Source organism: Achromobacter sp. ACM01, from assembly GCF_014851745.1.
GTDB classification, from domain to species: Bacteria; Pseudomonadota; Gammaproteobacteria; order Burkholderiales; family Burkholderiaceae_B; genus Achromobacter; species Achromobacter aegrifaciens.
The window spans coordinates 412,210-427,253 of record NZ_JACVAF010000001.1; the positions used below are offsets into that span (position 1 = coordinate 412,210).

The 15,044-nt window shown below is 66.5% G+C and carries 16 protein-coding genes; 12 read left to right on the top strand and 4 right to left on the bottom strand.

Going from position 1 to position 15,044, the window contains the following annotated elements:
• Nucleotides 1-14 precede the first annotated feature (14 nt).
• Complete coding sequence (gene rpe / locus IB268_RS01975) at nt 15-743, bottom strand: ribulose-phosphate 3-epimerase (protein WP_054455236.1); 729 nt, start codon at nt 741-743, stop codon at nt 15-17.
• A gap of 129 nt (nt 744-872) precedes the next feature.
• Between rpe and apaG the strand changes: the two genes are divergently transcribed.
• The 5 genes from apaG (at nt 873) to IB268_RS02000 (ending at nt 5,711) form a co-directional block, all read left to right on the top strand.
• Entirely contained in the window at nt 873-1,247 is a 375-nt protein-coding gene (apaG, locus tag IB268_RS01980) for a Co2+/Mg2+ efflux protein ApaG (RefSeq protein ID WP_039882644.1), read from the top strand.
• Nucleotides 1,248-1,285: 38 nt separating this feature from the next.
• Nucleotides 1,286-2,587, top strand: coding sequence for a murein transglycosylase A (locus IB268_RS01985; protein WP_192353742.1), 1,302 nt, complete (start codon nt 1,286-1,288; stop codon nt 2,585-2,587).
• Complete coding sequence (locus IB268_RS01990) at nt 2,584-3,753, top strand: UbiH/UbiF family hydroxylase (protein ID WP_192353743.1); 1,170 nt, start codon at nt 2,584-2,586, stop codon at nt 3,751-3,753. Before IB268_RS01985 ends, IB268_RS01990 begins: the two co-directional genes overlap by 4 nt.
• 142 nt (nt 3,754-3,895) lie before the next feature.
• On the top strand, nt 3,896-4,693 hold the full coding sequence (locus tag IB268_RS01995; protein ID WP_054455230.1) for a DsbC family protein: 798 nt from the start codon (nt 3,896-3,898) through the stop codon (nt 4,691-4,693).
• A 61-nt stretch (nt 4,694-4,754) separates the two neighbouring features.
• On the top strand, nt 4,755-5,711 hold the full coding sequence (locus IB268_RS02000; protein ID WP_125473354.1) for a D-2-hydroxyacid dehydrogenase family protein: 957 nt from the start codon (nt 4,755-4,757) through the stop codon (nt 5,709-5,711).
• Nucleotides 5,712-5,774: 63 nt separating this feature from the next.
• Here the strand turns inward: IB268_RS02000 and ttcA are convergent, their stop codons facing one another.
• Both ttcA and folB read right to left on the bottom strand, forming a co-directional pair.
• Complete coding sequence (gene ttcA, locus IB268_RS02005) at nt 5,775-6,743, bottom strand: tRNA 2-thiocytidine(32) synthetase TtcA (protein ID WP_054455226.1); 969 nt, start codon at nt 6,741-6,743, stop codon at nt 5,775-5,777.
• 2 nt (nt 6,744-6,745) lie between these two features.
• Complete coding sequence (folB, locus tag IB268_RS02010; protein WP_008164827.1) at nt 6,746-7,105, bottom strand: dihydroneopterin aldolase; 360 nt, start codon at nt 7,103-7,105, stop codon at nt 6,746-6,748.
• A gap of 124 nt (nt 7,106-7,229) precedes the next feature.
• On the opposite strand from folB, the gene IB268_RS02015 reads away from it, so the two are divergent.
• On the top strand, nt 7,230-8,132 hold the full coding sequence (locus IB268_RS02015) for an NAD(P)/FAD-dependent oxidoreductase (RefSeq protein ID WP_054455224.1): 903 nt from the start codon (nt 7,230-7,232) through the stop codon (nt 8,130-8,132).
• A gap of 4 nt (nt 8,133-8,136) precedes the next feature.
• Here IB268_RS02015 and pcaD read toward each other — a convergent pair whose 3' ends face one another.
• Complete coding sequence (gene pcaD / locus IB268_RS02020) at nt 8,137-8,934, bottom strand: 3-oxoadipate enol-lactonase (RefSeq protein WP_192353744.1); 798 nt, start codon at nt 8,932-8,934, stop codon at nt 8,137-8,139.
• A 100-nt stretch (nt 8,935-9,034) separates the two neighbouring features.
• Here pcaD and IB268_RS02025 point away from each other — a divergent pair, with 100 nt between their 5' ends.
• The 6 genes from IB268_RS02025 (at nt 9,035) to urtE (ending at nt 15,028) form a co-directional block, all read left to right on the top strand.
• On the top strand, nt 9,035-9,958 hold the full coding sequence (locus tag IB268_RS02025) for a LysR family transcriptional regulator (RefSeq protein ID WP_125473357.1): 924 nt from the start codon (nt 9,035-9,037) through the stop codon (nt 9,956-9,958).
• Between the two features lie 355 nt (nt 9,959-10,313).
• Nucleotides 10,314-11,507, top strand: coding sequence for an urea ABC transporter substrate-binding protein (gene urtA / locus IB268_RS02030; protein WP_059377226.1), 1,194 nt, complete (start codon nt 10,314-10,316; stop codon nt 11,505-11,507).
• 69 nt (nt 11,508-11,576) lie between these two features.
• The gene (gene urtB / locus IB268_RS02035; protein ID WP_054455216.1) at nt 11,577-12,479 is read left to right on the top strand and encodes an urea ABC transporter permease subunit UrtB; all 903 of its coding nucleotides are present in this window, start codon (nt 11,577-11,579) and stop codon (nt 12,477-12,479) included.
• Nucleotides 12,480-12,483: 4 nt separating this feature from the next.
• Nucleotides 12,484-13,530, top strand: coding sequence for an urea ABC transporter permease subunit UrtC (urtC, locus tag IB268_RS02040; protein ID WP_192353745.1), 1,047 nt, complete (start codon nt 12,484-12,486; stop codon nt 13,528-13,530).
• Nucleotides 13,531-13,562: 32 nt separating this feature from the next.
• Complete coding sequence (gene urtD, locus IB268_RS02045) at nt 13,563-14,324, top strand: urea ABC transporter ATP-binding protein UrtD (protein WP_082401110.1); 762 nt, start codon at nt 13,563-13,565, stop codon at nt 14,322-14,324.
• A 14-nt stretch (nt 14,325-14,338) separates the two neighbouring features.
• Nucleotides 14,339-15,028, top strand: a complete 690-nt coding sequence (gene urtE, locus IB268_RS02050) for an urea ABC transporter ATP-binding subunit UrtE (RefSeq protein WP_054455212.1) — start codon at nt 14,339-14,341, stop codon at nt 15,026-15,028.
• The last annotated feature ends 16 nt before the right edge of the window (nt 15,029-15,044 follow it).

Here is a 15,044-nt window from a genome sequence, read left to right on the forward strand (position 1 = left end):
TCGGTTCCCGGAGCTTAGATGGCGGTGGTTTCGCCGATGGCGATCTGTTCGCGCATGGACTTGATGATGCCGGCATAGTCCGGCTTGCCGAAGATGGCGGAGCCGGCCACGAAGGTATCGGCGCCGGCGCGGCGGATTTCAGCGATGTTGTCGATCTTCACGCCGCCGTCGACCTGCAGCACGATTTCCTGGCCGCCGGCCTGCGTCCAGGCGTCGATGCGCGCGCGCGCCTCGCGCAGCTTGGTCAGCGCGCCGGGGATGAAGCTCTGGCCGCCGAAGCCCGGATTCACCGACATGATCAGGATCAGGTCGATCTTGTCCATCACGTAGTCCAGGTAGGACAGCGGGGTGGCGGGGTTGAACACCAGGCCGGCCTTACAGCCGTTTTCGCGGATCAGCGACAGCGTGCGGTCCACGTGGCGGCTGGCGTCAGGGTGGAAGCTGATGTAGTCGGCGCCGGCCTTGGCGAACATCGGCACCAGGTCGTCCACCGGTTCCACCATCAGGTGCACGTCGATCGGCACCTGGACGTGGGGGCGGATGGCCGCGCACACCATCGGGCCGATGGTCAGATTGGGGACATAGTGGTTGTCCATCACGTCCACGTGGATCCAGTCGGCGCCGGCGGCGACGACGTTGCGGACTTCCTCGCCCAGGCGGGCGAAGTCGGCCGACAGGATGCTGGGGGTGATGCGGGTGGAAGCCTGTTGGGTAGACATGATGTTCGGGATCGGGGAGGGCATAATGTGCCATTATTGCAGTTTGAGGCGCGGTACCGGGAATGGCCCGGCCCGGCGGGTCCGGGAACCGCGTCTTTTCCAGCGTCCGGCGCCGTACCACGGCCGCCCGCCAGCACCACACAGGGAAGGACTGTGAAACCTTACGACCTGAGCGTCTCTGTCTCTCCGCGCTTCGTGCCTGAACAGTCCGATCCTGGCGAACAGCAGTTCGTGTTCGCCTATACCGTCCGCATCACCAATACCGGCGAGCATCCCGCCCAGGTGATCAGCCGCCATTGGATCATCACCGATGGCAACCAGCGCGTGCAGGAAGTGCGCGGGCTGGGCATCGTGGGCCAGCAGCCCTTGCTCGCGCCCGGCGAAACCTTCGAGTACACCAGCGGCTGTCCCCTGCCCACGCCGGTGGGCACGATGCGCGGCACCTACCACTGCGTCGGCGAGAACGGCATACCGTTCGAAGTGCCGATCTCCGAATTCGTCCTGGCCATGCCGCGTACCCTGCATTGAATGGCCCGGCCATCCGTCGCACGTTTTTTCATTTGCTCATGAAGCGCATTCTCAGTCTGTCCGTGCTGTCCGTATTGCTGGCGGCATGTTCCACCCCCTCTGACATTCCTCCCGACTCCGGTTCGGCCGGCATCCCCGGCCCGTCCGCGCCCGCGGCCGACGGCCCGCTGGTGGTGCCGTCGCTGGCGTCCTTGCCCGATACTCCGCCGCGCGCGCTGGCTGGCAAGTACAAGGCGGCCAACTGGGCCGAGATGCCCGGCTGGACCAACGATGACCTGTCGCGCTTCTGGCCTCTGTTCCTGCGCAATTGCCGCGGCCTGATGCGGCCGACCAGCGGCAACCTGGCCGCGCCCGCGCGCGCCACGCCGCGGGCCTGGCAGCCGGTCTGCGCGGCCGCCGCGGATCCGTCCCGCGCGCCTGCCGCGGGCGATGGCGAGGGCGTGCGCCGCTTCCTGCAGACCTATCTGCAGCCCTGGCGTCTGAACGCCGCCGACGGCACGCCGGCCACCAACACCGTGACAGGCTATTACGAGCCCCTGGTGCGCGGCTCGCGCCGCCAGGGCGGCAGCCATCAGTGGCCGCTGTACACCGTGCCCGCGGACCTGCTGACCATCGACCTGGGCTCGATCTATCCGGAACTGGCGGGCAAGCGCGTGCGCGGCAAGCTGGACGGCAAGCGGGTGGTGCCTTATGACTCGCGTGCCGCCATCGAGTCCTCCGGCCGGCGTCCGCCTGTGCTGGTGTGGGTGGATGACCCCGTCGACAACTTCTTCCTGCAGGTGCAGGGCTCGGGCCGCGTGCAGCTGACCGACGGTCCCGATTCCGGCAAGACCATCCGCGTGGCCTATGCCGACCACAACGGCCAGCCTTACGCCTCCATCGGCCGCTGGCTGATCGACCGCGGCGAGTTGTCGGCCGACCAGGCTTCCATGCAGAACATCCGCGCCTGGGCCCAGCGCAATCCCAAGCGCGTGCCGGAAATGCTCAACGCCAACCCGGCGGTGGTGTTCTTCCGCGAAGAGGCGGTAGTCGATCCGGAACAAGGTCCCAAGGGCGCCTACGCGGTGCCGCTGGCCCCCATGCGTTCGATCGCGGTCGACGCGGGTTTCGTGCCGCTGGGCACGCCGGTGTTCCTGGCCACGACCTATCCGGCGTCCGACCGGCCGCTGCAGCGCCTGGTGCTGGCCCAGGACACGGGCACGGCCATCCGCGGCGCCGCGCGCGCCGACTTCTATTGGGGCTACGGCGACGACGCCGGCCAGCAGGCCGGCCGCATGAAGCAACGCGGCCAGATGTGGGTGCTGTGGCCGAAACAGGCTGGGGAGCCGAGTGCAAGATGAGCCATCAGATCGTCGTTTGCGGGGCCGGCATCGTCGGCCTGTCCACTGCCCTGGCGCTGGCCCGCCGCGGCCAGCGCGTGGCCGTGCTGGCGCCGCGCGCCAGCGTGCCGCCGGCCGATCCCGACCGCTACCACCCGCGCGTCTATGCCATTTCGCCCGCCAGCCAGCGTTTCCTGGCCGAGCTCGGCGTGTGGGACGCCATGCCCGCGTCCCGGCTGACGCCGGTCAACGCCATGGAAATCCACGGCGACGCCGACGGCCAGGTGAACCTGAGCGCCTGGCAGGCGGCGCTGCCGCAGCTGGCCTGGATCGTCGAGTCCGGCGAAATCGAGCGCGTGCTGATCCAGGCGGTCCGCATGTTCGGCATCCCGTGGCTGGAGGACCGCTGCACGGGTTACCGCGACGGCGCCATCGACACCGAAAGCGGCGCGCGCATCGAGGCCGAGCTGTTCGTGGGCGCCGATGGCGCGGCGTCGCCGCTGCGCGAGGCCGCCGGCCTGAAGCATGAATCCGTGTCCTACGACGACACGGGTCTGGTGGTGCACCTGGACGCTGAGCGTCCGCACCAGGGCACCGCTTTCCAGTGGTTCCGAGACGACGGCGTGCTGGCCCTGCTGCCGCTGCCCGATACCTCTGCCGGTCCGCAGGTTTCCATGGTCTGGTCCATGCGCACCGAGCTGGCCCAGGCACTGCTGGCCCTGCCGCCCGAGGAGCAGGCCGCTCGCCTCGAAACCCTGCTGGAAGACGCCGCCGAAGGCCGCCTGGGCGCGCTGAAGGTCCGCAGCAAGCTGCATGGCTTTCCCTTGACGCTGGAGCGCGCCCAGATGGTTGCGCCGGGTATCGCGCTGGCGGGCGACGCGGCCCACCGCCTGCACCCGCTGGCGGGCCAGGGGCTGAACCTGGGCCTGGGCGACGTCGAGGCGCTGGCCCGCGTGGTCGCGGGCCGCGAAGTCTATCGCTCGGCGGGCGACCTGCGCGTGCTGCACCGCTACCAGCGCGCGCGCGCCGAGCCGGTGCTGGCCATGCGCCTGGCCACTGACGGCTTGCACAAGCTGTTCGCGTCGCGGGCGACGCCGCTGGTCTGGCTGCGCAATGCCGGCATGCACTGGGTAGAGCGGGCGCCTTTGATCAAGCGCCGCCTGATAACCGGGGCCTCGGCCAACTAGGGCCGGATCCGTCCCGCGGAACCTCGCCCGCGGGCGGATTGTCTGATCCTTAGGGGGAGCCTGCCCGCAGACCGGATTCGCCCAGGCGCGGATCGGTTACCCTTTCCGCACAAGAACACGATAGATGAGTACAGGAGTACCGATGAATTTCCGCATATCCGCCACCTTGGCGGCTTGTTTCCTGGCCGCGGGCCTGGGCATGTCCGCCGGTGTGGCGGCCCAGGGCGACAAGTCTGTCTCCACCCAGTCCGTGGGGCAGCCCGCCAAGGGCGACAAGAGCTACTCCACCACCCAGGTGGCGCCGGCCGATCCCGTGGCGGACGCGGTCAAGGAGCGTTTCCGCCAGCGTTTCGACGGCATGGACGTCACGGCCGTGCGCCGCACGCCCTACGGCCTGTTCGAAGTGCAGCTGGGCATGGACCTCATCTACACGGATGAAAAAGTGACGTGGGTCATGGAAGGTCCGCTGATCGACGCCATGACGCGCCGCGACGTCACCCGCGAAACGCAGGAACGCCTGAGCGCCGTGTCGTTCGACCAGTTGCCGCTGGATCTCGCCATCAAGCAGGTCAAGGGCGACGGTTCGCGCAAGGTCGCTATCTTCGAAGACCCCAACTGCGGCTACTGCAAGCAATTGCGCAAGACGCTGGAAAACGTCGACAACATCACCGTCTACACCTTCCTCTATCCCATCCTGTCGCCCGATTCCAAGGACAAGGTGCGCGATGTGTGGTGCTCGAAGGACCCGGGCGCCACCTGGGATGACTGGATGCTGCGCGGCAAGAAGCCCGCCACCGCCAATTGCGACGTGCCCGAGGACAAGCTGTTGGCCTTGGGCCAGAAGCTGATGGTGCGCGGCACGCCGACCACGTTCTTTGCAGACGGCTCGCGCGTCAGCGGCGCCTTGCCGCTGGAGCAATTCAAAGCCCGCTTGAACTGACCGGCGCGCGGCGCCGGCCGGGAGGCTGGCGCCACAGGCGCCAAGCCCCCGGAGACAGCTTTTGAAAATCGCAATACTCGACGATTACCATGACGTAGCCAAGCGCTATGCGGATTGGACCTCGCTGGGCGGTGACGCCGAGGTGCAGATCTTCAACAACTTCATTCCCGAAGAACAGGTCGAGCCCACGCTTGAACCCTACGACGTGATTGTCGCCATGCGCGAGCGCACGCCGTTCCCCGCGGAGCGGATCCGCGCCCTGCCGAACCTGCGTCTGCTGGTCACCACCGGCATGCGCAACAACGCTATCGACATGCAGGCCTGCGCCGGGCAGGGCATCATCGTCTGCGGCGCGCCCGGCAGCGCCGACGCCAACACCGCCACGGCCGAACTGGCCTGGGCGCACATCCTGGGCCTGTTCAAGCACCTGCCGGCCGAAGACGCGGCCATGCGCCGCGGCATGTGGCAGACGGCCATGCCTGAACCATTGGCAGGCAAGCGCCTGGGCGTGCTGGGCCTGGGCAAGCTGGGCGCGGCGGTCGCCAAGGTAGGCCTGGCCTTCGGCATGGACGTGGTGGCCTGGAGCCCCAACCTGACCGACGAGCGCGCCGAGGCGGCGGGCGTGAAGCGGGTGGACAAGCACGAACTCTTCGCCACGTCCGACGTGGTCAGCCTGCATCTGATCCTGTCCGAGCGCAGCCGCCATGTGGTCGACGCGGCCGCGCTGGCCGCGATGAAACCGACCGCGTACCTGGTCAACACTTCGCGCGCCGGCCTGGTGGACCAGGAAGCCTTGATGGACGCGCTGGTGAAGTTCCGCATCGCCGGCGCGGGCCTGGACGTCTATCCCGAAGAGCCGCTGTCGCCCACGGATTCCGTGCGGGACCTGGACAACGTGATCCTGACGCCGCACCTGGGCTACGTCAGCCGCGAGAACTTCGAAGCCTTCTATCAGAATGCGCTGGAAGCGGTGAAGGCGTGGAAAGCCGGCAAGCCCATCCGCGTGCTGAACGCGTAGGCGTAGCGCCTGCAAATGAAAAAGGCTGCGCAGGGCAGCCTTTTTCATTTCTGCGCGCAGTTTTCAGCTGCGCGTGAACGTCACCTTCTTTTCGACAATGGCGCCGGGCTCCAGCGCTTGCGGCGTATCGCCACAGGCTTCGCCAGCATCTTCCTGCGGATCCTCGGCGTCGAACGCCGTGTCGCCATTGGCGTCCGGCTGGCCAGTAGGCTTCAAACCCACGAAGTCGAACAGGTCGCGGTCCATCAAGTGCGAAGGCACCACGCGCGACAGCGCGTTGAACACGTTCCACGAGCGGCCCGGATGCTGCTTGTCCCATTCCTTGATCATGCGGCCCACTTCCTTGCGCTTCAGGTTCTCTTGCGAACCGCAGAGATTGCAGGGAATGATGGGGAACTGCTTGAGCTCCGCGTAGGCGATCAGGTCGGTTTCCGGCACATAGGCCAGGGGGCGGATCACCGTGTGGCGGCCGTCATCGGACACCAGCTTGGGCGGCATGCCCTTGGCCTTGCCGCCGTAGAACAGGTTCAGGAAGAACGTGCCCAGGATGTCGTCGCGGTGATGGCCCAGCGCGATCTTGGTCGCGCCCAGTTCAGAGGCGACGCGGTACAGGATGCCGCGGCGCAGGCGCGAACAGAGCGAGCACATGGTCTTGCCCTCTTCCAGCACGCGCGTGACGATGGAATACGTATCCTGCGTCTCGATGTGGAAGGGCACGCCCAGTTCCGTCAGGTACTGCGGCAGTATGTGGTCGGGAAAGCCTGGCTGCTTCTGGTCCAGGTTGACCGCGATCAGCTCGAACTTGAAGGGGGCGCGCTTCTGCAGCTGCAGCAGGATGTCCAGGAGCGCGTAGGAATCCTTGCCGCCCGACAGGCAGACCATGACGCGGTCGCCTGCTTCGATCATGTTGTAGTCGGACAGGGCGCGCGTGGTTTCGCGGGCCAGGCGCTTGGTCAGCTTGTTGCCTTCGTGGCGGGCCTTTTCTTCGGCCTCGGTGCGAAAGCGCACCTCAGGGGTAGCGATATCGTTCATGGTCAACGCGTGATCTGGATTTCCACGCCTACCGCCGCGCAGTCGGAAAAGGCCATGGGCTTACTGATGCGCAGGCGCAGCGCGCGGATTTCCTGGAAGTCGGCCAGCAGGCGCGCCGCGACCTGCTCCGACAGGGTTTCGATCAGGTTCACGTGCGCCTGCGTGCATTCTTCCACGATGGCCTCGCGCAGCCGGCGGTAGTCCAGCACGCTGTGGATGTCGTGGTCGTCGACCGAGCGCTGGATGTCCACGTCGAAGTCGGCGTCGACATGCAGGGGCTGGGTGGCGCGGCGCTCGTGCTCGAGGATGCCGATGCGGGCGTCGAGCGCAAGCCCGGAAAGAATGATGCGGCGTGTAGGCATGATGAAAACCTGGGTGGGGTAGCCCGGAATTGTAAGGCGACAGCGGAACGGGGGCGGCGCGCTGGCTACAATCCGGCCATGTCCGGGCGTCCGTGAGGCGCCGGCGCAGTCAATAAGGGGTGAAATGCAACAGATGCACGATTCGGTCATTGTAGGCGGCGGCCCGGCCGGCGCTTCCTGCGCCCTGTGGTTGGCGCGCCTGGGCCTGTCCCCGCTATTGGTCGAGGCTGGCCCCCGGCTGGGCGGGTTGGGCAATGACAATCCCTTCGCCGACGACTGGATCGCGGTGCTGCCGGGCGTGACCGGACAGCAGGTGGCTGCCAACATCGACGCCAGCGTGCGCGCGGCCGGCGTGCCGCTGCGCCTGGAAACCCGCGTAACCGGGGTGCGTCCCTGCAAAGGCGGCATCGAGGCGACGCTGGCAGACGCAGACGGCGCCGAATCCCTGGTGCGCGGGCGCACCCTGGTGATCGCCTCGGGCGTGCGCGCCAAGGGGCTGCCGGACCACCCGCCGGGCGCATCCTGGCCCGGCGTGCTGATCGGCCCGGGCTCGCCCATCGTGGCGCAGGACTATTCGGGCCTGTCGGTGGCGGTGCTGGGCGGTGGCGACAACGCCTTCGAAAACTACGTTTACGTGCGCAACCGCGGCGCCCGCAGCGTGCATCTCTATGCCCGCAGCGTCCGCGCCCAACAGCAATGGGTGACGCGCGCCGGCCGCGAAGGCGTGCATATCGGCCCATACAAGGTGGACCCCGCCACCCGCAGCGTGGACGGCAAGCAGTACGACCTGATCCTGGTCTTCTACGGCTGGGAGCCTCAGGCCGGCTTTGCCGACAGCCTGCACCTGGCCCGCGACGAGCGCGGCTACATCCGTACGGACTTCGCCACCGCCGAGACCAGCGTGCCCGACATCTACGCCGTGGGCGAGGTGGCGCACCGCATGCATCCCTGCGTGGTGACCTCCATGGCCGACGGCGTGGTCGCGGCCAAGGCCATCCAGCGCCGTTGGGAGCGCGGCGCGGACTAGCTATTCAGCCTTCGAGCAGGAACTCCAGCACCGCGGCCTCGAAGGCCTGGGGCAGTTCGATGTTCGCCAAATGCACGGCCGGCAGCGTCAGCAGCCTGGCGCCGGGGATGGTTGCGGCGATCTGCTCGCCGTGGCTGGCCGCGGTGACCGTGTCGTGCTGGCCGGCGATGACCAGCGTCGGATTGGGGATCAGCGCCATGGTGCGGCGCAGGTCGAAGTCCCGCACCGCGGCGAATGCGCCCGCCAGGCCATGCTTGTCGGTGTCCAGCAGCATGGCGCGGAACGGTTCGACGGCGGGATTGCTCTGCTGCAGCCAGGCCGCGGGAAACCAGTTCTTCAGGAAGGTCTCGGCCGTTTCCGACATGTTCTCTGCCTGTAGCGTGGCGGCGATGCGCTCGTCCCATTGCGGCGCCGGTCCCAGATAGGCCGAGGTATTGCTGAGGACCAGGCGGTCGATGCGCTGCGGCGCGTGCAGGCCCAGCCATAGTCCGACGATGCCGCCCAGCGACAAGCCCAGGAAATGCGCATGCTCGACGCCCAGGCCGTCCATCAGCTCCAGCACGTCGCGGCCCAGGCGGTCCAGAGAGTAGGGGCCTTGCGGCACGCTGGACGCGCCATGGCCGCGGTAGTCGTAGCGCAGCACGCGGAAGTGGCGTGTCAGCGCGGGAATCTGCGCGTCCCACATGTGCAGGTTGGTGCCGATGGAGTTCGCCAGCACCAGCGTGGGCAGGTCCGCGCGGCCATCGTAGCGGTAGGCGATGCGGGCGCCGTCGCCGGCGGTGTAGTGGGAGATGTCTTGCATGATGATTCGCCTCTGGGTGATGGGTGTGAGGCAAATCGTAGTTGCGCGTCGTTAAAGAAAAAATTACAAAGTTTGCACAATCATTGTCGGAAAAACAGACATGAGCGAATTCACGCTGCACGATCTCCAGTGCTTCGACGCGGTAGCGCGCGACGGCGGCTTCCAGGCGGCCGCGGCAACGCTGCACCGCTCGCACCCGGCGGTGTTCGCCGCCGTGGCCAAGCTGGAACGGCAGCTGGGTCTGGCCTTGCTGGACCGCAGCGGCTACCGCGTGAGCCTGACGGCCGCGGGGCAGTCGTTCCATGCGCGCGCGCAATCGCTGCTGCGCGAGCTGACCGCCTTGCGCGCGCACGCCGAGCAACTGGCCATGGGCGAGGAAACCGAACTGCGCATCGTGATCGGCGACTTCTGTCCGCGCCCTTATGTGCTGGGTCTCTTGAGCCGCTTTTTCGCCGACTGCCAGGCCACGCGCCTGGACCTGCACTTCGAGGCCGTGTCCGGGCCGCTGGAACGCCTTTACGACGGCGAGGCCGACCTCATCCTGCATCGCGTCGACAAGAACGATGCCCGCATTGAATGGGTCGACCTGGCCAAGGTGCCTTTCGTGCCCGTGGTGGCGCCCGGCTTTCTGCGTGAGCCCGTGCCGCGTGCTATCAAGCCCGCGCTGATGCGCGACTACACGCAATGCGTCATGCGCGACACCGCCAGGCATACGCCGCCGCAGGATTACTTCACCGTGGAAGGCGCGCGCCAGTGCACGGTGGCGGACCAGCTGATGAAGAAGGAAATCATCCTGCAAGGCATGGGCTGGGGCCACATGCCGCGCTTTCTCGTCGATGAGGAACTGCGCGACGGTCGCCTGATCTCGATTGCCAACCGCCATCTGCCGGGCAGCGTCGAAGAACTGGTCGCGGCGCGGCGCACGGACCGCGCGCAGGGCCCGGTCTCGAACCGCTTGTGGCGCTACCTGCAGAATGCCGCGCCAGCCTTGCGCCGCGCCTTGGCAGCGAGCCGCAGCCGCTAAGGGAAAATACGCATGGCATAGCGCCACACGCTTCTTCAGAATGCCTTCCAGACGCAAGTTCGTCTTCAAATTTTCGCCGACTGCCAGTGTTGCCAGTCAGGCGTAGGGCAAAAAGGCCCGAGCCGGAATTTCCGGCTCGGGCCTTTTCGTTTTCCGTTTGTCCATCGCTTTTCTTCGAATGGCGTTTCGCTGCGCCGTGGGCGCAGCTTTGCCTGAAGAAACGTGGCAGGCAGCGGGCGGACGGCAGTCGTCGTGATGTGGTGGGCAAAGGCGCCTGCCCAATCCCGGGCAGTTCAGGGCTTGCGTGCAAGCCCCAGCCGGAGGCTTGCCTTCAGAAACGCACAGGAGCGCAACGATGAGCGTATACAACCGCCGCCGCTTTCTGCAGCACAGCGGCTCCATGGTCCTACTGAGCGCCGCGTCGGGGATGGCAGCCTTGCCCCGCCAGGCCTATGCCCAAGACACAGTCAAACTGGGCCTGCTGCATTCGCTGTCCGGCACCATCGCCATCGCCGAGGCGTCGTTGGTGGACGCGGAGAAGCTGGCGATCGAAGAGATCAACGCCTCGGGCGGCGTGATGGGGCGCAAGATCGAGCCCGTGGTAGAAGACGGCGCGAGCGAGAATGCCGTGTTTGCCGAGAAGGCGCGCAAGCTGCTCGACCGCGACAAGGTGGCCGCCATCGTGGGCTGCTATACCTCGGCTTCGCGCAAGGCGCTGTTGCCGGTGCTCGCGCGCAGCAAAGGCTTGCTCTACTACCCCACCTATTACGAAGGCCAGGAACAGGACGCGCGGGTGTTCTATCCGTCGCAGGAAGCCACGCAGTCCGTGATCGCGGCGGTGGAGTGGATGGCGCGGGAGAAGGGCAAGACCTTTTTCCTGGTCGGCTCCGACTACATCTATCCGCGCACCTGCAACAAGATCGCCAAGCCGGCCATCGCCCGCATGAATGCCAAGGTGGTGGGCGAGGAGTACGCGCCGCTGGGCCACACCGAGTTCTCTTCCATCATCAACAAGATCAAGGCCGCCAAGCCCGAGTGCATCTACAGCACCGTGGTGGGCGGCTCGAATGTGGCGTTCTACAAGCAGCTGCGCGCGGCCGGCCTGGACGGCACGCGCGTCGTGCTGCTGTCCACCGTGGTGTCCGAAAACGAGATCGAAGGCATCGGCAAGGACAACGCGGCGGGCTACTACGCCTGCATGGGCTACTTCCAGAGCCTGCAGAATCCGGCCAACGAAAAATTCGTCAAGGCCTTCAAGGCCAAGTACGGCCAGGACCGGGTCATCGGCGACCCGATGGAGGTTGCCTACAACAGCGTGTATCTGTGGAAGCTCGGCGTGGAGAAGGCCGGTTCGTTCGATCCCGACAAGGTGATCGCGGCGTCCGCCGGGCTGACGTTGCAGGCGCCGGAGGGGACCGTGCGCGTGCACGAGACCAACCATCACGTCTGGAAGAAGGTGCGGGTGGGCCGGGCGAGGCCGGACGGGCAGTTCGACATTGTCTGGGAATCGGCCGACCTGATCGAGCCCAATCCCTTCCCGAAGCTGTAGCCCGCGCTTGCCAATGCGCGCAAGCCCTTGGCCGGCGGCCTTGCCGCCGGCGCAGCCAGGAACGTGACCATGAATATCGACATCGCGGCAATGCAGCTATTCAACGGGATCAGCCTGTTCAGCATCCTTCTGCTGATGGCGATCGGCCTGGCCGTCGTGTTCGGCCTGATGGGCGTCATCAACATGGCGCACGGCGAGCTGATGGCCATGGGCGCCTACACCACCTATCTGGTCTCGGTGGCGTTCCAGCATTGGGCGCCGGGCTGGATGGACGTCTACCTGTTCGCGGCCATTCCTTTGGCGTTCCTGGTCACCTTCGCATTCGGCTATGGGCTGGAGCGCGGCTTCATCCGCTGGTTCTACAACCGTCCGCTGGACACGCTGCTGGCGACCTGGGGCCTGAGCCTGATCCTGCAGCAGGCCTATCGCTCGCTGTTCGGCGCGCAGGAGGTCAGCGTGCCGCTGGCCTCCTGGCTCAGCGGCGCGTGGGAGCCCACGCCCGACCTGCAGTTCCCGCTGAATCGCATCTTCATCCTGGGCCTGACGCTGCTGGTGGCGGTGGGCGTGTATCTGCTGCTTTACCGCAGCGCTTGGGGACTGCGCGTGCGCGCCGTCACCCAGAATCGCGCGATGGCGGGCGCCGTCGGCATCAACACGCGGCGCGTGGATGCGCTGACCTTCGCGCTGGGCTCCGGCCTGGCGGGCATCGCGGGCTGCGTCTTCACCATGATCGGATCGACCAACCCCGGCACTGGCCAGCTCTACATCGTGGATTCATTCATCGTCGTGGTGTTCGGCGGCGTGCAGAGCTTGCTGGGGACGGCGTTCTCCGGCCTTGCGATCGCACAGTCGCAGACCACGCTGGAGTACCTGATGAGCGGTTCGATGGCCAAGGTCACGATCCTCGTCCTGGTGATCCTGGTCCTCTATTTCCGCCCGAACGGGCTGTTCGCCAACAAGACTCGGGGGTGATGCGATGAAGACCCTGCATCGGAAAACCGAAGAGATCGCGATCCTGCTGGTCGCGGCGCTGATCCTGGCCGTCCTGCCCCTGTCGCTGGATCCGTTCCGGCTGAACCTGGTCGGCAAGTACATGGCGTTCGCCTTCGTGGCGATAGGCATCGTGCTGACCTGGGGCTATAGCGGCGTGCTGAGCCTGGGGCAAGGCATTTTCTTTGGGCTGGGCGGGTACATGATGGCCATGTTCCTGAAGCTGGAGGCGTCCGCGCCGGAGCTGCCCGACTTCATGGTGTGGAGCAGCGTGGAGAGCCTGCCGGTCTGGTGGCAACCGTTCCACTCGCTGACGTTGACGCTGCTGCTGATCGTGGTCCTGCCGGGACTGGCGGCCTATCTGTTTTCGTTGGCGATCTTCCGCAAGCGGGTCAGCGGCGTGTATTTCGCCATCGTGACCCTGGCCCTGGCGATGACGCTGACCGTGCTCATCATCGGCCAGCAGGGGGACACGGGCGGCGCCAACGGCATTACCGACTTCCGCACGCTGCTGGGCTGGGACATCGTCGGCGACGAAGGCAAGCAGGCGCTGTACTTCATCGAAGCCGGCGCACTGGTCGTGGCGATGCTGGCGGCGCTGGCCATCGTGCGCAGCCGGCTGGGCAAGATCCTGATCGCCATCCGAGAACGCGAAGATCGCGTGCGGTTCTCGGGTTACGACACCGCGCACGTAAAGGCCTGCATCTTTTGCGTGGCGGCGGTCCTGTCCTCCATCGGCGGCGCCTTCTTCACCCTGCAGGTAGGCCTGATCTCTCCGGGCGCCATTGGCGTGGTGGCGTCGATCGAGATGGTGATCTATGCGGCCGTCGGCGGCCGGCTGTCGATTCCCGGGGCCGTGGTCGGGGCCTTGCTGATCGGCTTTCTCAAGTCCTACCTGTCAGAGACGTTTCCGGAAGTCTGGCTGTATTTCCTGGGGGCCATCTTCATCGCGGTCGTCGTGGTCATGCCCAACGGCCTGGCCGGCGTGTTCGGCCAGATTCAGGCGCGCCGCGCCGCGGGGAGCGCGCGATGAGTGCCACCCTGGACCTGCAGGAGCCCGCCAGCATGGAAATGAGCAGCGACCGCCCGGCGCCCGGCGCCATCCTGAGCGTCGAGGACCTGACGGTCTCGTTCGATGGCTTTCGCGCAGTGGACGGCCTGAGCCTGCGCGTGGCGCAGGATGAGCTGCGCGTCATCATCGGCCCGAATGGCGCGGGCAAGACCACGCTGCTGGACATCATCTGCGGCAAGACCCGGCCATCGGCGGGCCGCGTTATGTTCCAGGGCCGCGATCTGGTGCGCATGGCGGAATTCGATATCGTGCGGGCCGGCGTCGGGCGCAAGTTCCAGACGCCGTCGGTTTATGAAGACCTGACGGTGCTGGAGAACTTCGAGATCTCGCTGCCGAACGCGCACGGGGTGGTCCGCTCGCTGCGGTTCCGGCGCACGGCGGAAATCCGCGAGCGCATCCAGGACATGGCCGCGCAGGTTTTCCTGCAGGACCGCCTGGCGGAGAAGGCTGGCCGCCTGAGCCATGGACAGAAGCAATGGCTGGAGATCGGCATGCTGCTGATGCAGAACCCGCAGCTGCTGTTGCTGGATGAACCCGTGGCCGGCATGAGTCCGCGCGAACGTGAACAGACGGCCGAGCTCCTGGCGCGCATCTCGCGCGGCAAGTCGATGGTGGTCATCGAGCACGACATGGATTTCGTCAAGCGCATCGCGCACAAGGTCACGGTGTTGCACCAGGGACGTTTGCTGAGCGAAGGCACGGTGGGCGAAGTGCAGGCCGACCCGCGTGTGCTGGACGTGTACCTGGGCCATTGAGAGGAGGACGCGCCATGTTCCGGATCGACAGGTTGAACGTGAGTTACGGCGAATCGCACGTCGTCCACGATGTGTGCTTCGAAGTTGCGCCCCGGGAATCCGTGGCCATCATGGGCCGCAATGGCATGGGCAAGACTACCTTGCTCAAGGCGCTGATCGGCATGCTGCGGTCGGGCTCGGGCAGCATCCGGCTGGACGGCGTGGAGCTGGCCGGCATGGAGAGCTACCAGCGCGTGCGCAACGGGCTGGCCTTCGTGCCGCAAGGCAGGATGATCTTTCCCTTCCTGACCGTGGAGCAGAACATCCTGACCGGCGCGGAGCGCAGCGGCCTGAAGGCCGTGCCGGAATACCTGTACCGCTTTTTCCCGGTGCTGCACGAGATGCGCCGGCGCAAGGGCGGCAACCTGTCCGGCGGGCAGCAGCAGCAACTGGCGATCGCCCGCGCGCTGATTTCCGATCCGCGCGTGCTGATCCTGGACGAGCCCACCGAAGGCATCCAGCCCTCCATCATCAAGGACATCGCACGGATCCTGAACGCGCTGCGCGAGGAGCGCGGCTTCGCCATCGTCGTGTCGGAACAGATGCTGAGCTTCGCGCTGGACCTGGCCGACCGCTTCCTGGTGATAGACCGGGGCCGCATCGTGCACGAGGCCTGCCGCGAGAGCCTGGACCAGGACAAAGTCAGATCTTTCCTGACGGTATGACCGTCAACCACCGAGG